Source organism: Alteromonas sp. 4NH20-0104 (genome assembly GCF_057547795.1).
Map to the genome: position 1 here is coordinate 15,915 of NZ_BAAJLP010000043.1, position 17,872 is coordinate 33,786.

Annotated in this window: 15 protein-coding genes; 4 read left to right on the forward strand and 11 right to left on the reverse strand. The window is 50.0% G+C overall.

Annotation, left to right across the window (positions count from 1 at the left end; all coding sequences use genetic code 11):
* Window positions 1-139: 139 nt before the first annotated feature.
* Complete coding sequence (locus AC27IB_RS21855; RefSeq protein ID WP_487123631.1) at window positions 140-1,135, reverse strand: acyl-CoA dehydrogenase family protein; 996 nt, start codon at window positions 1,133-1,135, stop codon at window positions 140-142.
* Window positions 1,136-1,417: 282 nt separating this feature from the next.
* Here AC27IB_RS21855 and AC27IB_RS21860 point away from each other — a divergent pair, with 282 nt between their 5' ends.
* The gene (locus tag AC27IB_RS21860; RefSeq protein WP_487123633.1) at window positions 1,418-2,236 is read left to right on the forward strand and encodes a DUF6174 domain-containing protein; all 819 of its coding nucleotides are present in this window, start codon (window positions 1,418-1,420) and stop codon (window positions 2,234-2,236) included.
* Window positions 2,237-3,129: 893 nt separating this feature from the next.
* Here the strand turns inward: AC27IB_RS21860 and AC27IB_RS21865 are convergent.
* Both AC27IB_RS21865 and AC27IB_RS21870 read right to left on the reverse strand, forming a co-directional pair.
* Window positions 3,130-4,971, reverse strand: coding sequence for an ABC transporter ATP-binding protein (locus AC27IB_RS21865; RefSeq protein ID WP_296048282.1), 1,842 nt, complete (start codon window positions 4,969-4,971; stop codon window positions 3,130-3,132).
* An 18-nt stretch (window positions 4,972-4,989) separates the two neighbouring features.
* Window positions 4,990-5,607: an RraA family protein gene (locus AC27IB_RS21870; RefSeq protein ID WP_296048285.1), complete on the reverse strand. Its 618-nt coding sequence runs from the start codon at window positions 5,605-5,607 to the stop codon at window positions 4,990-4,992.
* 107 nt (window positions 5,608-5,714) lie between these two features.
* Between AC27IB_RS21870 and AC27IB_RS21875 the strand changes: the two genes are divergently transcribed.
* Complete coding sequence (locus AC27IB_RS21875) at window positions 5,715-6,602, forward strand: CPBP family intramembrane glutamic endopeptidase (RefSeq protein ID WP_296048288.1); 888 nt, start codon at window positions 5,715-5,717, stop codon at window positions 6,600-6,602.
* 15 nt (window positions 6,603-6,617) lie between these two features.
* Here AC27IB_RS21875 and AC27IB_RS21880 read toward each other — a convergent pair whose 3' ends face one another.
* Genes AC27IB_RS21880 through AC27IB_RS21890 form a run of 3 tightly spaced genes read right to left on the reverse strand, consistent with a single transcriptional unit; the run spans window position 6,618 to window position 9,167 of the window.
* Entirely contained in the window at window positions 6,618-7,139 is a 522-nt protein-coding gene (locus AC27IB_RS21880; RefSeq protein ID WP_279320571.1) for a RidA family protein, read from the reverse strand.
* 27 nt (window positions 7,140-7,166) lie between these two features.
* Window positions 7,167-7,565: a c-type cytochrome gene (locus tag AC27IB_RS21885; RefSeq protein ID WP_296048292.1), complete on the reverse strand. Its 399-nt coding sequence runs from the start codon at window positions 7,563-7,565 to the stop codon at window positions 7,167-7,169.
* Between the two features lie 18 nt (window positions 7,566-7,583).
* Entirely contained in the window at window positions 7,584-9,167 is a 1,584-nt protein-coding gene (locus AC27IB_RS21890) for a flavin monoamine oxidase family protein (RefSeq protein ID WP_296048295.1), read from the reverse strand.
* 352 nt (window positions 9,168-9,519) lie between these two features.
* On the opposite strand from AC27IB_RS21890, the gene AC27IB_RS21895 reads away from it, so the two are divergent.
* Window positions 9,520-10,497, forward strand: coding sequence for an alpha/beta hydrolase family protein (locus tag AC27IB_RS21895; protein WP_296048298.1), 978 nt, complete (start codon window positions 9,520-9,522; stop codon window positions 10,495-10,497).
* A 7-nt stretch (window positions 10,498-10,504) separates the two neighbouring features.
* On the opposite strand, the gene AC27IB_RS21900 is transcribed toward AC27IB_RS21895, so the two are convergent.
* From AC27IB_RS21900 to AC27IB_RS21915, 4 genes are all read right to left on the reverse strand, one after another.
* A complete protein-coding gene (locus AC27IB_RS21900) occupies window positions 10,505-10,912 on the reverse strand; it encodes an ACT domain-containing protein (RefSeq protein WP_296048301.1) in 408 nt (135 codons plus the stop codon).
* A gap of 9 nt (window positions 10,913-10,921) precedes the next feature.
* On the reverse strand, window positions 10,922-12,295 hold the full coding sequence (gene dbpA / locus AC27IB_RS21905; protein WP_487123638.1) for an ATP-dependent RNA helicase DbpA: 1,374 nt from the start codon (window positions 12,293-12,295) through the stop codon (window positions 10,922-10,924).
* Window positions 12,296-12,302: 7 nt separating this feature from the next.
* Entirely contained in the window at window positions 12,303-13,334 is a 1,032-nt protein-coding gene (gene pyrC, locus AC27IB_RS21910) for a dihydroorotase (RefSeq protein WP_487123640.1), read from the reverse strand.
* 214 nt (window positions 13,335-13,548) lie between these two features.
* The gene (locus AC27IB_RS21915; protein ID WP_296048308.1) at window positions 13,549-14,109 is read right to left on the reverse strand and encodes a DUF7010 family protein; all 561 of its coding nucleotides are present in this window, start codon (window positions 14,107-14,109) and stop codon (window positions 13,549-13,551) included.
* A gap of 249 nt (window positions 14,110-14,358) precedes the next feature.
* Between AC27IB_RS21915 and AC27IB_RS21920 the strand changes: the two genes are divergently transcribed.
* Window positions 14,359-15,528: a sialidase family protein gene (locus AC27IB_RS21920; RefSeq protein ID WP_487123642.1), complete on the forward strand. Its 1,170-nt coding sequence runs from the start codon at window positions 14,359-14,361 to the stop codon at window positions 15,526-15,528.
* A gap of 19 nt (window positions 15,529-15,547) precedes the next feature.
* Here AC27IB_RS21920 and AC27IB_RS21925 read toward each other — a convergent pair whose 3' ends face one another.
* On the reverse strand, window positions 15,548-17,557 hold the full coding sequence (locus tag AC27IB_RS21925) for a GAF domain-containing hybrid sensor histidine kinase/response regulator (protein ID WP_487123644.1): 2,010 nt from the start codon (window positions 17,555-17,557) through the stop codon (window positions 15,548-15,550).
* Window positions 17,558-17,872: the final 315 nt, after the last annotated feature.

Below are 17,872 nucleotides of genomic sequence, written 5' to 3' on the forward strand. Positions count from 1 at the left end.
GCTAATTTTACTTACACTCACCTTGTGAAGTTTTGACGTCTTTTTTAGAGAAAAAGTGCGGCTTCGCAAGGGAGGGACGCGTATTATACTCAACACACTCGCAGATACAAGCGCTTTGTTAGCGAACGGGGACATCCCTTCAAGCGGTAAAAATATGGTGCTGCGTGGCCGTAAAATAATCCCGGAACACATTATTCATTTCAGTATTCTCACTGGCACCTTTGATACCAGTGTAAGGATATATTGCCGTTATCCCCTGTGAAATGGTAGCTACCGAGGTACTCGCCGCAGTATGAACCTTACTGATAAACGCCTCGGTAAAGGGTGTTTTTTCCCTGACTGCCTGCAAACATTCCCGGGCCAGGCTCTCTACCATCCGGTTAGCATGCTGAAGGATATCCGGCAGACTCGGTGATACAGCGGAACTAAGGCCGGAGTTAACTAAGTCAACAAAATGCTCGGCCATACCGATGTAGTTCACCCACAGGGTAAGGTCGGCAAATACACCAAAGTTTAGCTGATAAACGCTTTGCGGCAGGTACACCTGGTCATAACGAAAACGTTCCAACTCAGATACCTCAGCGTCCGTAACTTTGAAACTATGGGTGGCGGTTGCTACAAGCCCCATAGTTTGCCAGTCTTCTACTACTTCGACCTGCCGTGCCGGCACCACAAAGGAAGAAAACTGCGGCTGGCCCTGGTGATCCTCAAGCACTTTACCATCATCAAGCAAGCGGGCATTTAGCGTAAAATGGGTTAAGTAGGGAGCTCCCGTGGCATAACGCCACTGTCCATTAAGGCGATAGCCTGATGCCGTTTTACAGGCATCACCGAACAGGCCGCCACTGCCGCCAAGCACAACGCGATTATCTACAAACAGCTCAGCGGCAAACTCCGGCTTTAAATTACCAATAAAGTAATTAGCCCCTGCACACAGGGTGACTGTCCAACCCAGACTGCCGTCTGTTCTGGCTAGGGATTGCAAGATCTTAAGGCCTTCCAGCAGCTCTGCTTCGAGCCCGCCGAACTCCCGCGGCACCCATAAATTCCACAAATTGTGCCGGGCTATCCAGCTCAGTGTGGAGGCAGGCAACTGGCGGCTTTCTTCGATTTCCGGTGGCGCTGATAAATGCATAACAGTGTAATGGTTCCGGCGATTCATTTGCTGCCAGTATAAAGGTTCAGAGGAAAATCACGAAACCTCGTTGCGCCGTAATCCTTAAACATTAAAATGACCGTCATACCTTTTAGCGCGTGAGCAGGCTTGGGATTGCATGAGGTTGACTCATTACAGAACTAATTTATCGTTCTGTATATCCCGAAAAATTGAACTTACCTCACACGTTGGTATCCTATAAATCATACTGCAAAGCTCACGCTTTCATCATTCAGGAACTAGTAAAGTAAAAGGACGTTTATGCTTCGATACAGCAAATTACTATCTGCTATTTTCATTTCAGCCTCTCTAACTGGCTGTAACAGTGACTCCGATACGACTCTGGAAGAGCTGAATAAACATCGGCAAATTTGGGAAAGCCACAACATCTCAGACTATGAAATGCAGTTTACCCATACCTGCAATTGCCTGGATGAAGTAACGGCACCTCGCATAGCGCTGGTTGAAAATAATGAAGTGGTTTCGCAGGTAGCGACCCGTTTTGGGCCATCCATATCCATTGGTACTGAAGGTTTTGGTGTTGATAGCAACAACAACAAAGCGCTAAGGCCAGAGCTGGTAACGGTCTGGACAGTAGATGACTTATTCGACCTGATCGCGCTAGAAGAAAGTCGCGCTGATTTCCTGGAAGTCGAATACACCGAAGGGCTCGGTTATCCCACCCTCATAAGGGTCGACCGTAATGAACAAATTGCTGATGACGAATATACGATCTCAGTGGACGTTGTCATCCCGGCAGATCAGTTAAGCTGCGCTGCGTGGGTAATTGACAACTCGCTGAAGTTAACCATTGTCGATGAAGGCTCTTACAACCCAATTGGCTGTGGAACAACGGTAACCGTATCAGATGAAGCAGGGTTTACTGAGACGTTTGTCAATGACGCCCCTTCCTGTGAAGACGATGAAAAAATTGCCATGCTCGGCGATCGAAACGGTTTTTACCAAGTGACCATTGAAAAAGCAGGTTACGACACGTTAGTTATCCCAGACTTTGGCATCGGCAGAGGCATGTGTGGCACCAGAACACGAGATCAATATTTTACATTGAGCCCACAATAGGGCTTTATGACAGTAAGCCCAATAGTTTTATCCCCGTTGAAAACGGGGGATCTCCTTGCATGTTCATTCGGAGGTAAAACAACCGCCACAAAAGGGCCAATACATCCTACACGTCATCCACGCAGGCCTTTGAGCGGGGATCTCCTTGCATGTTCATCCGGGGGTAAAACAACCGCTACGAAAGGGCCAATACATCCCCCACGTCATCCCCGAATTTGCGCAGCAAATATCGGGGACCCCTTTGCCTGTTATCGTAGTGTCTAATCGAACTTTGCAGAAAGGTAGTCTTGGGTTAGCCAGGTTGTTCAGGAGATCCCGGATAAGAGCTGCGCTCTTTCCGGGACGACGATATTGATCACACATTATCCGTTATCCCTGCACTAAAAAACTGTCATCCCCGCACTAAAAAACTGTCATCCCCGCACTAAAAAACTGTCATCCCCGCACTAAAAAACCTCCGTCATCCCCGCCACTACAAAAACCTCTGTCATCCCCGCATGCTTTTAAGCGGGGCCCCCCTTGCATGATATTGTAGTGTCTAATCGACCTTTGCAGAAAGGTGGTCTTGGGTTAGCCAGGTTGTTCAGGAGATCCCGGATAAGAGCTGCGCTCTTCCGGGACGACGATGTTGACTACAAATACGCGTCATACATACACTACAAAACAACCGTCATCCCTTGCACTCAAAACAACTGTCATCCCGAAGATAAAAATATCCGTCATCCCCGCAGGCTTTTGGGCGGGGATCTCCTTACCTGCTATCGTAGAGTTTAAATGACCTTTGCGGAAAGGTAGTTGTGGGTGAGCCAGCCTGTTCAGGAGGTCCCGGATATTCGCTGCGCGAATTCCGGGACAGGGGATTTCTAAGGTCTTGAGTAAGCACGCCAGCGTGCTTATTCAAGACCGAGAAATCCACCTGTCTGGTGAGCCCATAACTTGGCGTAGATGCCGCCTTTTTCCAGTAGTTCCTGGTGGGTACCCTGCTCAACTATTTCGCCATTATCCAACACCAGTAAGCGATCCATCTGGGCAATGGTGGATAAACGGTGGGCGATAGCCAGTACGGTTTTATTTTCCATCACTTTATTCAGGCACTCCTGAATAGCCGCTTCTACTTCAGAGTCAAGAGCGGAGGTGGCCTCATCGAGGATGAGCACCGGCGCGTCTTTAAGCAGTACACGGGCAATAGCAATACGCTGGCGCTGTCCGCCGGATAGTTTCACACCACGCTCGCCCACTTGCGCGTCAAACCCGGTACGGCCATCCTTATCGGAAAGCTGCTGGATAAACTCAAACGCTTCGGCTTGTTCTGCGGCTTTGATCATCGCTTCATCGTCGGCGTCATTACGGCCGTAGATAATATTATCCCGCACCGAACGGTGCATAAGAGAGGTATCCTGAGTCACCATACTAATTTGCGCTCGTAACGACTCCTGATCCACCTGACTAATGTCCTGGCCGTCCAGCAGAATTTGTCCGTCGGTAGTATCGTAGAAACGCAGTAACAAGTTCACTAAAGTCGACTTACCTGCGCCCGAACGTCCTACCAGACCCACTTTTTCGCCCGGCTTTATGTTTAAATCCAGATTCTCAAATACCGGCACCGGTTGGTTATTGGCCCCCGGGTAACTGAAACTCATGTTCTTAAACTGAATTTGCCCGCCCGTGACACTCACCGCTGGTGCTTTAGCTACATTTTTCACGGCAATAGGCTGCGCCAGGGTATTAATACCATCCTGCACTGTGCCTAAATTCTCAAACAGCGAAGCCACTTCCCACATTACCCAGTGCGACATGCCATTTAAACGCAGGCATAAGCTCACCGCCAGGGCAATTTCACCAGGTGTCACAACTTGTTGTAACCACAAATACACCGACAAAGCGCCCACACTGAAGATCAAAATGGCATTGCTCAGTTCTACACAGAATTCCAGAATGGTCACCAGGCGCATTTGGGGATACACGGTATGCAGGAATTTATCCATGCTCTCCTGGGCATAGCTGGCTTCGCGCTGGCTGTGGGAGAACAGTTTAACCGTAGAAATATTCGTGTAACTGTCGACGATCCGGCCAGTCATTAACGAGCGTGCATCGGCCTGAAACTGTGACACTTCCTTAAGTTTGGGCACCAGCACCCGCAGGATACCGATGTATATTGCCAGCCAGACCATCAATGGCAATGCCAATCGCCAGTCAGAGGTAAAGATCAGCACCACCATGGAAATAAAATAAACGCCGATATACACCATTAAATCGAGCAGTTTCATTACCGTTTCGCGCACAGAGAGTGCGGTTTGCATTACTTTGGTGGCTACCCGACCGGCAAATTCGTTGTGGAAAAAAGACAAACTCTGGCCGAGCAGATAACGGTGCGCCTGCCAGCGGATGCGCATGGGGTAATTACCCAGGAGCGACTGGCGGGAAAACAGTGAACGCAACAAAATAAAGCCCGGGATCAGCACCACCACCACCACGCCCATTAGAATCAGCGTGCTGCTTTCCTGCTCAACAAAGGTGGCCCGGTCTTTTTCGGTAAACCAGTCGACCAGCTTGCCCATAAAGCCAAACAGAGTGACTTCAAGCATGGCTACGATAGCGCTTAGTAGCGATACCGTGAGTAACACGGCCCACATCCCTTTGGTGTAATGCTTGCAAAAAGCCACCATTGTGGTTGGTGGCTGTGTGGGAGGTTCAGATGGAAATGGGTTGGTTAATCGCTCAAAAAAAGAAAACATCAGGCCTTTTGCTTAATCTCAGGTGTCGCTAAACCCCAGCTTGCTGAGGATCGCTTCCACATTGTCATGGTGATTGGCTTGCCACTCATCAAGGGTCATGCTGCTGTCTTTGTCGGCACGTTTTTTCGCAATTTCAAAGGCTTCAGCAGCAGAGGCTTGTGGGACGACGGCAATACCTTCTTCGTCGGCGACAATGATATCACCGGGATGCACTGTCACACCACCACAGTTAACCGGTTGGTTGAGTGGGTCGACGCATTTCTTCGCACCGGGTTTGGGGATCACGCCGCGGGCAAATACTGCAAAGCCCATCTCCCGTACTTCGGCTAAATCCCTGATGACACCATCTACCACAAAGCCGGCTATGCCCCGTCTTTGGGCAATCGCACACACGTTACCACCGGATACGGCAAACTGATCGTCAGCTTCCACCACAATGATATCGCCCGGTTTAGCCCGATAAATAGCCGCGTGTAACATCAGGTGATCGCCCGGCTGACACTTTACGGTAAAAGCCGGCCCGGAGATTCTAGGGACCGGCTGCCACAATGAATGAATGGCATAATCCATAAACTGTTCCCGTGGCAGTGCATCGGCATATTCGCATGTTGAGACAGATGAAAAATCGATGGTCATTACGTTCTCCCTGATAACAAAACAGATTAAAGAATAACCACTATAACAACCCTGCTTCGATTGAGGAGTAGTTAGCGTGTATTTTCATTATCACTGCCTGTGTTATCTTGGCCTTAAAAGGACGATTAACCAACCAGCTCATGACCCTGCCTGATTACCACCTGTTGGCCGCGCTACTTTATTCAGCCTTGTTGCTACTCTGTAGCGGCTCAGCAAAACCTGCTATCCGCTATGGCATGCCTGTAGTGGCCGTGTGGTTATCGGTAAATTTCGCCGGCAGCCTGCTGTTTGCTGTGCAGGCAACGGCCTACATTGGCCTTACTTATTTGCTTTATCAACAATGCCTGTCAGGGCGGTGGCCGAAGATAATAGCCTGGTTACTGTGGGGCGTATTAAGCGTTGGATTACTCACTCACCTGCTGCCGGGTTACGGGGGATTACCATTAACCGACAACACCCAGATAAAGGCCAATAGTCTGCCGGCCAGCGTTTATCTGAACACCGACAAGGTACTTATCGCCTGGGCATTATTACAATGGATACCGGTATGGCAAAAAAATCCCCACACCGCCCCGCACGTGGCAGCATGGGTCAAGCTAACATTACCTTTGCTGGCAATACCGCTCATCATGCTGCTGGCTGTTCAGCTTGGCTTACTGCAATGGCAACCGGGGTTTTCCGTATTGCTGGTGATAGTCGTCATCTCTAACCTGCTCAATACCTGTTTTACTGAAGAGTTACTGTTTCGTGGTGCGCTGCAGCATTACCTGCATGAAAAACTCGGGATGTTTGGCGGCCTGGTTATTGCTAGTGGCTTGTTTGGCCTTGCTCACTTCGCCGGTGGCGGTTGGTATATGGTATTGGCCACACTGGCCGGATTGCTGTACGGCCTGGTTTATCTGCTCACCGGCCGGTTGCTGTGGGCGGTACTTTGTCACTGGGGACTCAATACCACCCACCTGTTGCTGTTTACCTGGCCCGTGGTGCAGGCCTGATAGCCCCCCTGTTTATTAAGGGCGAACAGCGGTCACTTCAATTTCTACCAGGTAGTTAGGGTTGGCCAGGCCTGCCACCTGAAAAGCCGAACGGGAAGGTAGATTAGGCTGTTCTTCAGTACCGAAAAACTGTTTATAACCACGCATAAAACCAGCGAAGTCCATTTTACCTTCCATCGCCGGATCGCCTACTAAAAACACCTGCATTTTCATTACATCACCCATGGTCAGATCCAGGCTTTTCAGATTTTCTTCAATGCGGTTGAGCACACTAACGGTTTGCATTTCAGTATCACCATAGGCTTCCATACTGCCCTTAGGCGCATCCGGGTTGCTGACCCCAGGCACTGAACCACTTAAAAAGACGATGGTGCTGGTAGCCGGCACTTCCGAAGCGCGCAGGATCGGGAAGTCTGACCCAATCAAACCATGGCGAATAACCGTTTCCTTGGCCGGCGAAGTGGCTTCTGCGTCATTACATCCGGTGGTGGCAAATACTGCACTTAGCAGCAGTGGAGCAAGGAATAATTTTTTCATGTTGTGTTCCTGTATTCTGGTTAGTGTTTATCGTTGTGCAATGGTTTTAACGTCATCGGCATCGACCACGTCGGTAAAATGATTACCAAAATGGCTGCGGGTGTAATTCACCACTTCAGCAATTTGTTCATCAGACAGGTATTGTTTGAGCGGGGGCATGCCGCCCATGCCGTTGCTGACCATGTATATTACATAAGCGCCTGCGGCCAGTTTGGGATTTTTTGCCAGCGCCGGATACATGCCTGCGCCTTTGGCGCCCTCGGCGTTAGTCATATGACAGCCCTGGCAAATGGCATGATAAAGGGCTTCTCCGGTCACTTCCTCAAAGTTGGCACCTTCGGAAAACCCGGCGTCATCGGTTGCATACAAGCAAGTACTTACCAACAGCATAGAACCTGTAATTAAAAACTTTAACGTTTTATTCATGAATGCATCCTCAAGTTATTAATCCACTGTACTCAGGGCTTTCTGGTGGAGTCGTTTAATCGCGTCGTGGGCCGAAGAGATAGCGCCCTCCTGCCAGGCTGGTAAGTTAGAGGCGTGCTCACCCGCCAGCACCAGACGCCCGTCAACCTGACAAAGGTTTTCATAATGCTCTGCACGCTTTTCTTCCGTCCAAAGGCCATAGCAGCCCTGAGTCCAGGGCACACGGTGCCAGCCTACAGAGATACCGTTATCAAACTCCTCGGCATACTGGGGATGAATTTGCTTACCGTATTCCACCGCTTTCTTCACCCGCTCCTGGGGAGTCAGAGAAGTAAATTCAAAGGCGTTAGCGCCCCACACATAAGCACCGAGTAACACACCTTTGCCTTTGTCACAGAATTTGGTGCTGGGGTAACTGATATTCGTAATCGGCAAGTTGGTATAGCTCACGCCACCATAAATAGCTTCGTCCTGCTCCCAGAACCGACGTTTGAACTCCAGACCTACTTTTACCGACGCAGCATAAGGCAGAGAACGGATAGCAGCCTGCATGCCACTGCTGGTCTGAACCGGAATTTGACTAAGAATAGATAACGGAATAGAACATACACACCAGTCAGCCTGGGCGGTTTTTGCGACGCCCTGCTGTTCGTAGCTAACCGTTACACCGGTGTCACTTTGGTCAATTTTGGTTACTTTGGCGCTGTATTCAATCAAGTCGCCCACGCGCTTTTCAAACGCTTTGGCGATATTATCCATTCCCCCCACCGGCTGAAAGATACTGCTTTGGAACTCTATGTCCTGGCCGTTGACTATGTATTTCCAAAGCTCAGACTGAATCAACGCGCTTTGATCGAACAGTTCACTGGGCTCCGGCTTGGGTGACAAACCGCCGCCTGGCGGAATGGCAAAACCGCGTCGTAAACTCACCTCATAAGACTTCTTATAATCGCCCTTGTCGGTTAATGCGCCCCAGTGGCGCAGCGATTCAAAGAGTTTTTCCCGGTCTTCCAGAGTAAGGGCTTCATCCAACGCGTTTTGATTTAACGCTTTACCCAACAGCTCCGCGGCATAACCCTGATAATCAGCCTGAACTTCCCGATAACGCTGAGGCTTTCCGCCAAACGCTTTGGTCGAATGGACCATGGCGTTGTAGTTCACCTGAATAAAGGGTTCGATAGCAATATTGAATTCATTGATGTAAGACATCACATGGTGATGGTGGTAGGGCACACGCCAGGGGCCAGGGTTAATATAATTGCCTTCAGCAAACTGGCATTGCTGAGTGACTCCGCCCAGCTCGGTGTAGGTATCACCACCGCGTAATGTCCAGCAGCGCCCGCCGGCGCGGGCATTAAATTCTAAAATCTTAACTTTATAACCCGCTTTTCTTAGCTCGTAGGCGGAAGTCATACCAGCCAGCCCGGCCCCCAGTACCAATACCGTTGCGCCTTTTTTGGCCCCACCAAGATTCAGCGTACCCGGGTGTGAAGACTCAGCCGCAAAACCCAATGAGGTCATAGCCTGATACATAGCACTGGCGCCAGCCGTTTTACCTATCCAGCCCAACAAGGCCCGGCGGCTCATAGTGTGATTATTCAACGAAAAAACCCCTTGTGTTGAAGTAAAAACTGAACGATGCGCAAGTGGATGCACCGCCGGTGCCAGCTTGTTCACAGACAGGGCTAAACTTATAAAATATACGATTAATTACTAATAATAGACTATTGAGTGAACTTCACGCACAACTCGTGCACAAAAAGAACAGTGGTTAACCTTTAATGTGCTAATTCGATGCAAACTAATGCACCCATAAAGAGCATGGTTATTTAGTTGTGCACTGGCACCAAAACATATTCTTTTACACTTACACACAGAAAACGGGTAGAACCAATGCCGCCTCGGGTTATGCTGTGGCCAATGAATTTCATACTCACATTAAAAAGGAATTTGCGTGATATTAAACAAAACACTACTACTCTTATGCTGCCTGATTAGCGCCGGTGTGCAGGCAGCCGCGAAAAATCCCGCCATGAAAGACTGTTTTCGAGGCCCTTTCAGCAGTTACGAGTCCTGGAAAGATGTTCTGGCCAGTAAAAAGCCAAATTTTAATGAAAAAGCATTCAGCTGGGCTTTTCCCAAAGAAAAATATGACCGCGTAAAACAAAACGTAGAGTGCTACGACTTTACTTATGAAGTGGATGGCCTGACCGTTGAAGGCTATTACCTGGCACCGAAACACCGGGACGATAAAACCCCGGTGGTTATTTACAACCGGGGAGGCAACGCCGAATTTGGCTATGTTATGTTTGCCAAGAAATTGCTGCTACAGGCTGAACTTGCCCAGGCGGGATACGTCGTGATTGGTAGTCAATATCGCGGCGCGAGTGCACGATTTATCGAAAATAATGGCGCCGATGAGTTTGGTGGCGCCGATGTGCACGATGTCACCGCGCTGGTTGATGTACTGAGCGATATTCCTATGGCCGACAGCAGCAAAATTGCTTTGGTGGGGTGGAGCCGTGGGGCTATGCAGTCTTACCTTGCTGCCAGAGAATTACCTGAGGTCAAAGCGATTGTTGGCATTGCTGGTGTTGCTGATCTTGAACAAGAACTCAACTGGCGCCCCAAAATGGAGAACGTGTTCCGCGGCCGGATCCCCGACTACGACAACAATAAATCTGCCGCTCTCGCTGAGCGCTCCGTCATCAACTGGCTGGACGAATTGCCTGCAGCACCGGTGCTATTGCTTCATGGTAGTGACGATAAACGGGTCAATCCGCAGCAGTCGCGCAAGCTATCTTCTGCGCTGGATGACATTGGCCATCAGAATAAACTGGTCATTTACGAGGGCGATAATCATGGCCTGGTAAAAAACCGACAAGCCATGCAACAGGAAGTCATTGCCTGGCTTAATCAGTATTTGAAGTGATTTAGTATTAGCTGTGTTCGGCGGTCAGCGCTTTGAGTGCAGCGATCGCCCGTTCAGCATCCGCTTCGGGCACAAAAATATGATCGTGATAAAACGCGGCAATCACATTTGAACTTATCCCCTGCTGGGTTAACGCCTTCGACATGGCAGCCGTTAACCCAACCGCCTCCAGGCTGGAGTGGATTTCACAGGTAATGCAGTTAAATACCGTTTCGTAAGCAAAGCCTTCGGCATCTGCCACGGACTTTAGCAACACCAGGGTCACCCCTTCCTTTTCGCGGAACATGACCTTAGGATCGAGTCTGACGAACACCTCAGGATCAAGCACCAGCACACTAACGAATACCCAAGATTCGGGCTGAAGTACCGGATTAAGTCCCCCAAGCAGCGTTTGTAAATCTGTTTCCCCTGTCATAACTTCCCCTTACAGTTTAAACGCTCTAACCCGTTTACCTTTAATTTTACCTTCTCGAAATAGCTTTAACGCACGCTTCACACTGCGCCGTTTTACGGCCACAAAACTTTCACTGGCCTGCACCTTTATTTTACCAATGTCTTCGCCCGGTACATCGGCATCTTTGGTCAGCGCACCAAGGATATCCCCGGGTCGAAGCTTAGCCTTCTTCCCTTCATTAAGATTCAGGCAAACGAATTCCGGCTCAATAATACGATTAGCATGGAAGCGCAGGCCCTGAGCGCCTTTCTTTTTTAAATCCTGCCCGGTGTGGACCTCAATGGCGGCCAGCGCCGAGCCTTCCGCCTCACTCATGAGAGTAAACGCCATCCCCGGCTGCTGTGCCCGACCAGCCCGGCCAATGCGGTGAATATGTGCGTCTGGATTTTCACTGACTTCATAGTTCACCACGCAGTCGACACCCGCTATATCCAGGCCCCGCGCGGCAACATCGGTAGCTACCAGGACATTTAAGCAGTCGCTGGCAAAGCGCATTAGCACCCGGTTGCGATCATACTGTTCCATATCGCCCTGAATCGCGGCGACCACAAACCCTTCCTGGGCGAGCATGTCGGCAACTTCCTGCGTAGTACGTTTCGTCCGGCAGAACACCATGGCACTGTTTGGCTGCTCTGTCGTTAACAGCGCTTTTAACGCATTAAACCGCTGGCTTTCTTCCACGGTGTATACCAGCTCACTAACATTAGCGCGCTGTGCAGAATCAACTTTAATGGATTCCGGATCTCTTAAATAAGCCTGTGCTAATGCCGTTGTCGCATCGGTGAAGGTCGCTGAAAAGAATAAGGTTTGTACCGGCCCCCGCAGGCCAGCAAAAATCACAGCCAGGTCGTCGGTAAAGCCCATATCCAGCATCCGGTCGGCCTCGTCGAACACGCGCACTTTTAAGTGCTTAAGGGTAATGCGTTTTTTCTGGATATGATCCATCACCCGCCCCGGCGTGCCCACGATAATGTGGCAACCATGTCGCAGTGAGTTAATTTGCGGGCCCATGGGCTGACCACCACACAAGGTCAACACCTTGGCATTTGGCATGTCTTTAGCCAGAATCCGACACTGTTCGGCAACCTGCTCTGCCAACTCTCGGGTAGGACACAGCACAATGGCCTGCAGGGCATTCTTGTTAATATCCAGTTGCTGTAAACAGCCCACTGCGAATGCCAGGGTTTTACCAGAGCCAGTTTGTGCCTGCGCCAGTACGTCACGGCCGGCCAGAATGGCAGGCATACTTGCCTGCTGTACAGGGCGCGGCGCGGTATATCCGGCCCGGGCAATCGCCGATACCACTTCAGGGCGCAGATTGTAGTCGCTAAACAGTTCGCTCATAAATAATTTAAGCCAGTTTCCAGTTGAGGGTTTGTCCGGCAAAGAATGGCACCATTTCAGTGCCATCTGCCAAGGAGACGAGTTCCGGTACCTGCCAGCTTTCTTTTACCAGGGTAATGGTGCCTTCATTGCGCTCCAGACCATAAAAATCAGGACCGTTATTGCTGGCGAAGTCTTCGAACTTATCCATAGCGCCCAGTTGTTCAAACACCTCAGCGTACAATTCAATAGCACTCCAGGCGCTATAGCACCCCGCACAACCACAAGCATTTTCTTTACGATGTTTGGCATGTGGCGCAGAATCGGTTCCCAGGAAGAATTTCTTCGAGCCCCCGGCGACGACTTCACGCAAGCGAGCCTGATGAGTATTTCGTTTTAATACCGGCAAGCAGTAATTATGCGGGCGCACCCCACCTACCAGTAAATCATTACGGTTGAGCAGAAGATGCTGCGGCGTGATCGTCGCGCCAACATTGTCACCGTGAGCAAGCACAAAGTCAGCCGCATCGGCGGTGGTAATATGTTCAAAGACCACTTTCAATGCCGGAAAGTCGTTGACGATCTTCACCATATACTCGTCGATAAACACTTTTTCCCGGTCGAAGATATCCACATGGTTTTCGGTCACTTCACCGTGAACCAGCAGTAACATGCCGTCTTTTTGCATTTGCTCAAACACCGGATACAGCGCATTGATACCTTTCACTGCAGCATCTGAATTAGTGGTAGCGCCAGCCGGGTAGAGTTTGCAAGCCGTTACTCCGGCCGCTTTGGCTTCAGTGATGTCTGCCGGAGTCGTTTCGTTAGTCAGATACAGTGTCATCAGTGGTTCAAACTGACTGCCATTGGGACGAGCGGCTAAAATGCGTTCTTTGTAAGCCAGCGCCAACGATGCATTAGTGACCGGCGGCACCAGATTTGGCATTACAATTGCGCGGGCAAAACAGCGGGCTGTGGCCGGAACCGTTTCAGCTAACATTTTGTTATCGCGAAAATGAAGGTGCCAGTCGTCTGGCTGGCGAATAGTAATTGACTGCATGGATGGCCCCGAATAATAAACGCATGGTTAAGATCAGTCGCGCATTATAGCAACTTTAACAGGTAATAGTGTAATTGAAGCGAAAACTGTTAGTTTCGCCTGCGTTAAGCGGTGGTTGCCGTCAGTTTACCGGGTTATCGGGACAGATAAGCCGCTTCTGCGCTGCATAAATCGCCTCAACCGAAGCAGCTCAAGTCATCTGCTGGTTACCTGCTCACTCCGGACGGTGAAGATTGCGCCACCTGCGTTCCAGAACAGTGATGGCAGCGATATACAGCACAATAATTACCAGCGAGACAGCCAGAAAACGCTGCTCAGGAAAGACATACCAGGCCGCTACCACGAGCACTGTTCGTAATACACCGTGCACTACGCCTATCCAGTGCTGAATGATCCAGCTGATTGGCAGCCACATTAACCCGGTAAGCACGCCAATGGTTAACGGCAGTGAGGTGTAATCGGTCATAAAGAATGGGATCGCAATGGCGTAAACCAATACAGCCATACCAACCGAGTACATAAACAGGGTATCAAAAGTATTTTTGGGTCGCGATTTATCCAGAAAGTCTTCGCCGGTAAGTTTTGAGATAAACAACCCCAGGTACACAATCGATCCGGTGGCGGCGAATGTAAGCAAACTAATGCCAACCGGTCCCAAAAATAATGAGCCAACGGCAACGATAAGCCAGGCAATTAATCCGGCAAAAGGGGTCGCGATTAGACGTCGGCTGGCAAACTCAGCGCGCTGTTCCTCCAGACTGCGATATGACGACATACTGTTCTCCTTATTTTTTCTGTCAGCATAAAGATTATTGATAGTAAGTGTCTGACAAATATGTAAGAAAGTGTAAAACAACGGGGTTTATTTGATTACCTTAACGTCCTGACTATTTAACCTTCTATCTGCTATTTCCTGCAACCGGGTTTCATATATTAAACTTTTAAGCGGCATCACAGCGCTGGTATTGCATCTCTGACGGTGGCCGCCTACTTTTATCAACCTGAGCTAAATACCGGAATACTTATGCGGTCACTGTTATTGATTTACCTGATGGTGTGGTGTTCACTGACATCAAATGCAAGTTGGTCCGAAGAAATAGCGGCGCCGCCCATCCTGCTCATGCAACCAGAACTGCTCCCTCCGGGTACTGACCTGCTGGCCAAATTACCTCAAACAGAACTGGCCACTCACTATCGTGTTTTTAAGGCCATCGAAAACGAAGCACAATATAACCATGGTGCAGTGCTCTTCCACTTTAACGGCCAGCTTTTTTGCCAGTGGCAATCATCAAAGCGTGACGAAGATGGCCCGGACACGCATGTCTCGTACAGTGTTAGCGCGGATGGCCGGCAATGGCAGCCTCCACGTACGCTGGCGGCAATCCGCGATGATGCCATAGTGACCAGTGGCGGTTGGTGGTCTGATGGCGACACACTGGTAGCCTTCATCAACGTCTGGCCGACACAGCTGTCGCCTAAAGCCGGGCACACCGAGTATGCCATCAGTCGCGACGGCCTGAACTGGTCTTCATTTAAACCAGTGACCGACGCAACCGGTCTACCGCTGCGCGGCATCATTGAACAAGACCTGAAAGCCCTGCCGTCGGGGCGCATTCTAACCGCCTTTCACCGCCAACCCGGACTCATTGCAACGCCTTACTATACCGACGACCCGCTGGCTATTTCTGGCTGGCACGCAGGTAAAATTAACAATCTGCCTCATAAAGGCAGTATTAGCCGCGAGCTCGAACCTTCGTGGTTTCGTACACCCGACGGCGAAATTGTGATGACCTTTCGCGATCAGGCTGGCAGCTTTAAAGTGCTTGCTGCCAAAAGCAAAGATAACGGCGAAAGCTGGACCTCCGCACAAGTAACCAATATTCCGGACTCCCGGGCAAAACAAAGTGCCGGCAATCTGCCCGACGGCAGCGCTTTTATTGTGAATAATCCCACCGGTAATAAAACCCGCCTGCCTCTGGTGATTATGTTTAGTGATAATGGAGAGATGTTTAACCGGGCGATGGTGCTGCGCGGACAGGATCAACTGCCACCGATGCTATTTGAGGGTAAATATAAACGGATTGGTTACAGCTACCCAAAAAGCTATATCTGGAATAATGCTTTGTGGGTAAGCTACGCCGTTAATAAGGAAGATATTGCGGTCACACGCCTGGCACTGGACCAGCTCCAATAATCAGTGACTACTGGCTCAGTTATGTCAGCAAGCTGCGCAGACTGCGATAAAGCAACTGCAGATCGATTGGCTTGCCAAAATGCGAATTGAATCCCACTTTTAAATAAGCACTCACATCCCGGGGAGAGACATTTGCGGTAAGAGCGACTACCGGTAATTGGTTATCACGTTCATTGATCAACTTAAAAGCTTCCAGGCCATCCATCTCAGGCATTTGAATGTCCATCAGCACCAGATCAAATTGTGCGCGGGAAACCGCCGAGACGGCCTCCCGGCCGTTTTCAACAAACTCAAGCTCAGCCAGGGTTGGCTCAAGCATTGATGCCAAAACCAACTGATTGATTTCATTATCCTCAGCAATCAGGATTCGCTTTCCTTGCAGCCGCGGTGGTGCTGAAGCTTCCGTGCAGATTGCAGGGGCGTTTAGTGAAGCGGAAGTTAAGGGCAGCCGCACCGAAATGTGGCTACCTAGTCCGGGCTGACTTTTCACTTGCAGGTCGCCTTCCATGAGATTGACCAGGCTAATCGTGATGGACATGCCTAACCCGGTCCCCCCGTACTTGCGGGTGGTGGATGAATCGGCCTGAACAAAACGCTCGAAGATGCGTTGCTGTATATCCTCACTCATGCCAATCCCGGTGTCAGACACATTGATCTGCAAACATTGCTGCGCATTGTCATCCCCACACAGCAGTTCCACTCGAACCCCGCCCTCGTGGGTAAACTTAACAGCGTTGGACACCAGATTTAGTAATATCTGTCGAACTCTTACGGCATCGCCTGACCAGCCATCAGTAAAGTCAGCCGCGCTCTCCAGAACCAGAGAAATTTGCTTATCCTCAGCTTCAGGCAGTAAATCTCTAATCACTGACTCACTGATTTCCAGTGCCGAAAATGGGGCGTTTTCAAGCGTCAGCTGATTCGCCTCAATTTTTGAATAATCGAGCACATCATTCACGATCGTTAACAGTGTTTTGGCGGAATATCCGGCCTTACTGACCAGATTTTGCAACGTCGGCTCAAGACTGGACTTCGACAGCAGTTGCAGCGTGCCCAGAATACTGTTCATCGGCGTACGAATTTCATGGCTCATGTTGGCCAGAAACATACTTTTGGCTTTAGTCGCCTGCTCGGCTCTTTCTTTGGCTAACTGCAACTCTTTAGCCCGCTCAACGTTTAATGTGATGTCCTGAAAAGTACCAAACAATTTAACACACTGCCCGGAATGCATTTCTACTTCGCCCCTGGACACCACCCACCGGGTCTTGCCCGTAGCGGTAATCATCTGCGCCTTGATATTCCACGGCCGGCCTTTTTCAATAGCGTTGGTCACCACTTGCAGAACTTTTTCACGCTGCTCACCTTCAGGGTAGAATGCCAGGGCAGTTTCCATTGAAGGAGTATATTCCTGGTCAACCCCATGAATAAGCCGGGTCTGCTCGCTCCACTCTACATTCCCGCTGAGTACGTCCACAGACCAGGTACCAATCTTGCCTACCTTCTCCAGTTTACTGAGAGTTGCCGCCTGCGCAGATAACTTCTCCATGGCTTCATTACGGGCCATCTCTGCTCCCAGCCATTGGGCAATTAACTCCACATAATCATAGGACTCAGGCGGAAACGGCTTAGCCGGGGCCGGCGACGAAAAGTTAACAGTGCCAAACACGTCATCATTCAGATAGATCGGGGCTCCGAGATAAGCTTCCAGCCCCTGGGCATGATAACAGGGGTGGCTAGCAATTTCTGAATCACCGGCATGGTGAAAACCTGTAGCCTGCTGGGCAGTCAGTGTATGGGTACAGTAAGTTTCTTCCAGCGTGAAGCTCATGCCCGGCTTGAGTTCCGGGATACTACTTTCAACAAACAGGATAAGGTAATTGTCGTTGGCAATCTGGCTGACAATACCAATGTCCAGGCCAAAAAGCGCACGGCCAAAATCAAGTAATCGGGCGACCTTGGTGTCGAAAGACATCGCCTGATTTTCAACAATATTATGAAACGCCCGCAATGGATTCACTGGATTCCCCATAATGACCTGATTGATGCCAGACTTCCCCCTATACTCTACAAGAAATAGCCAAAGGTTGCTGAAAGAATTGTTGATATTCAGAAGTCGAAATGCAGTTACAGATGGCGACCGGAGTCAAATTTTTGAGGAGACCCCGGATAACACCTTTCGGTGTTTCCGGGGTAAAAACAGGCCACGTTTAACTTCGATAGATTGCCGGGGAGACCCCGGATAACACCTTTCGGTGGTTCCGGGGTAAAAACAGGCCACGTTCAACTTCGATAGATTGCCTGGGAGACCCCGGATAACACCTTTCGGTGTTTCCGGGGTAAAAAC

Excerpts from the sequence above, each read along its gene's own strand:
- AC27IB_RS21920 (WP_487123642.1), top strand. The coding sequence starts at position 14,359 with ATGCGGTCACTGTTATTGATTTACCTGATGGTGTGGTGTTCACTGACA.
- AC27IB_RS21900 (WP_296048301.1), bottom strand. The coding sequence starts at position 10,912 with ATGACAGGGGAAACAGATTTACAAACGCTGCTTGGGGGACTTAATCCG.
- dbpA (WP_487123638.1), bottom strand. The coding sequence starts at position 12,295 with ATGAGCGAACTGTTTAGCGACTACAATCTGCGCCCTGAAGTGGTATCG.
- AC27IB_RS21855 (WP_487123631.1), bottom strand. The coding sequence starts at position 1,135 with ATGCATTTATCAGCGCCACCGGAAATCGAAGAAAGCCGCCAGTTGCCT.
- AC27IB_RS21880 (WP_279320571.1), bottom strand. The coding sequence starts at position 7,139 with ATGAAAAAATTATTCCTTGCTCCACTGCTGCTAAGTGCAGTATTTGCC.
- AC27IB_RS21865 (WP_296048282.1), bottom strand. The coding sequence starts at position 4,971 with ATGTTTTCTTTTTTTGAGCGATTAACCAACCCATTTCCATCTGAACCT.
- AC27IB_RS21915 (WP_296048308.1), bottom strand. The coding sequence starts at position 14,109 with ATGTCGTCATATCGCAGTCTGGAGGAACAGCGCGCTGAGTTTGCCAGC.
- pyrC (WP_487123640.1), bottom strand. The coding sequence starts at position 13,334 with ATGCAGTCAATTACTATTCGCCAGCCAGACGACTGGCACCTTCATTTT.
- AC27IB_RS21860 (WP_487123633.1), top strand. The coding sequence starts at position 1,418 with ATGCTTCGATACAGCAAATTACTATCTGCTATTTTCATTTCAGCCTCT.
- AC27IB_RS21925 (WP_487123644.1), bottom strand. The coding sequence starts at position 17,557 with ATGGGGAATCCAGTGAATCCATTGCGGGCGTTTCATAATATTGTTGAA.
- AC27IB_RS21870 (WP_296048285.1), bottom strand. The coding sequence starts at position 5,607 with ATGACCATCGATTTTTCATCTGTCTCAACATGCGAATATGCCGATGCA.
- AC27IB_RS21885 (WP_296048292.1), bottom strand. The coding sequence starts at position 7,565 with ATGAATAAAACGTTAAAGTTTTTAATTACAGGTTCTATGCTGTTGGTA.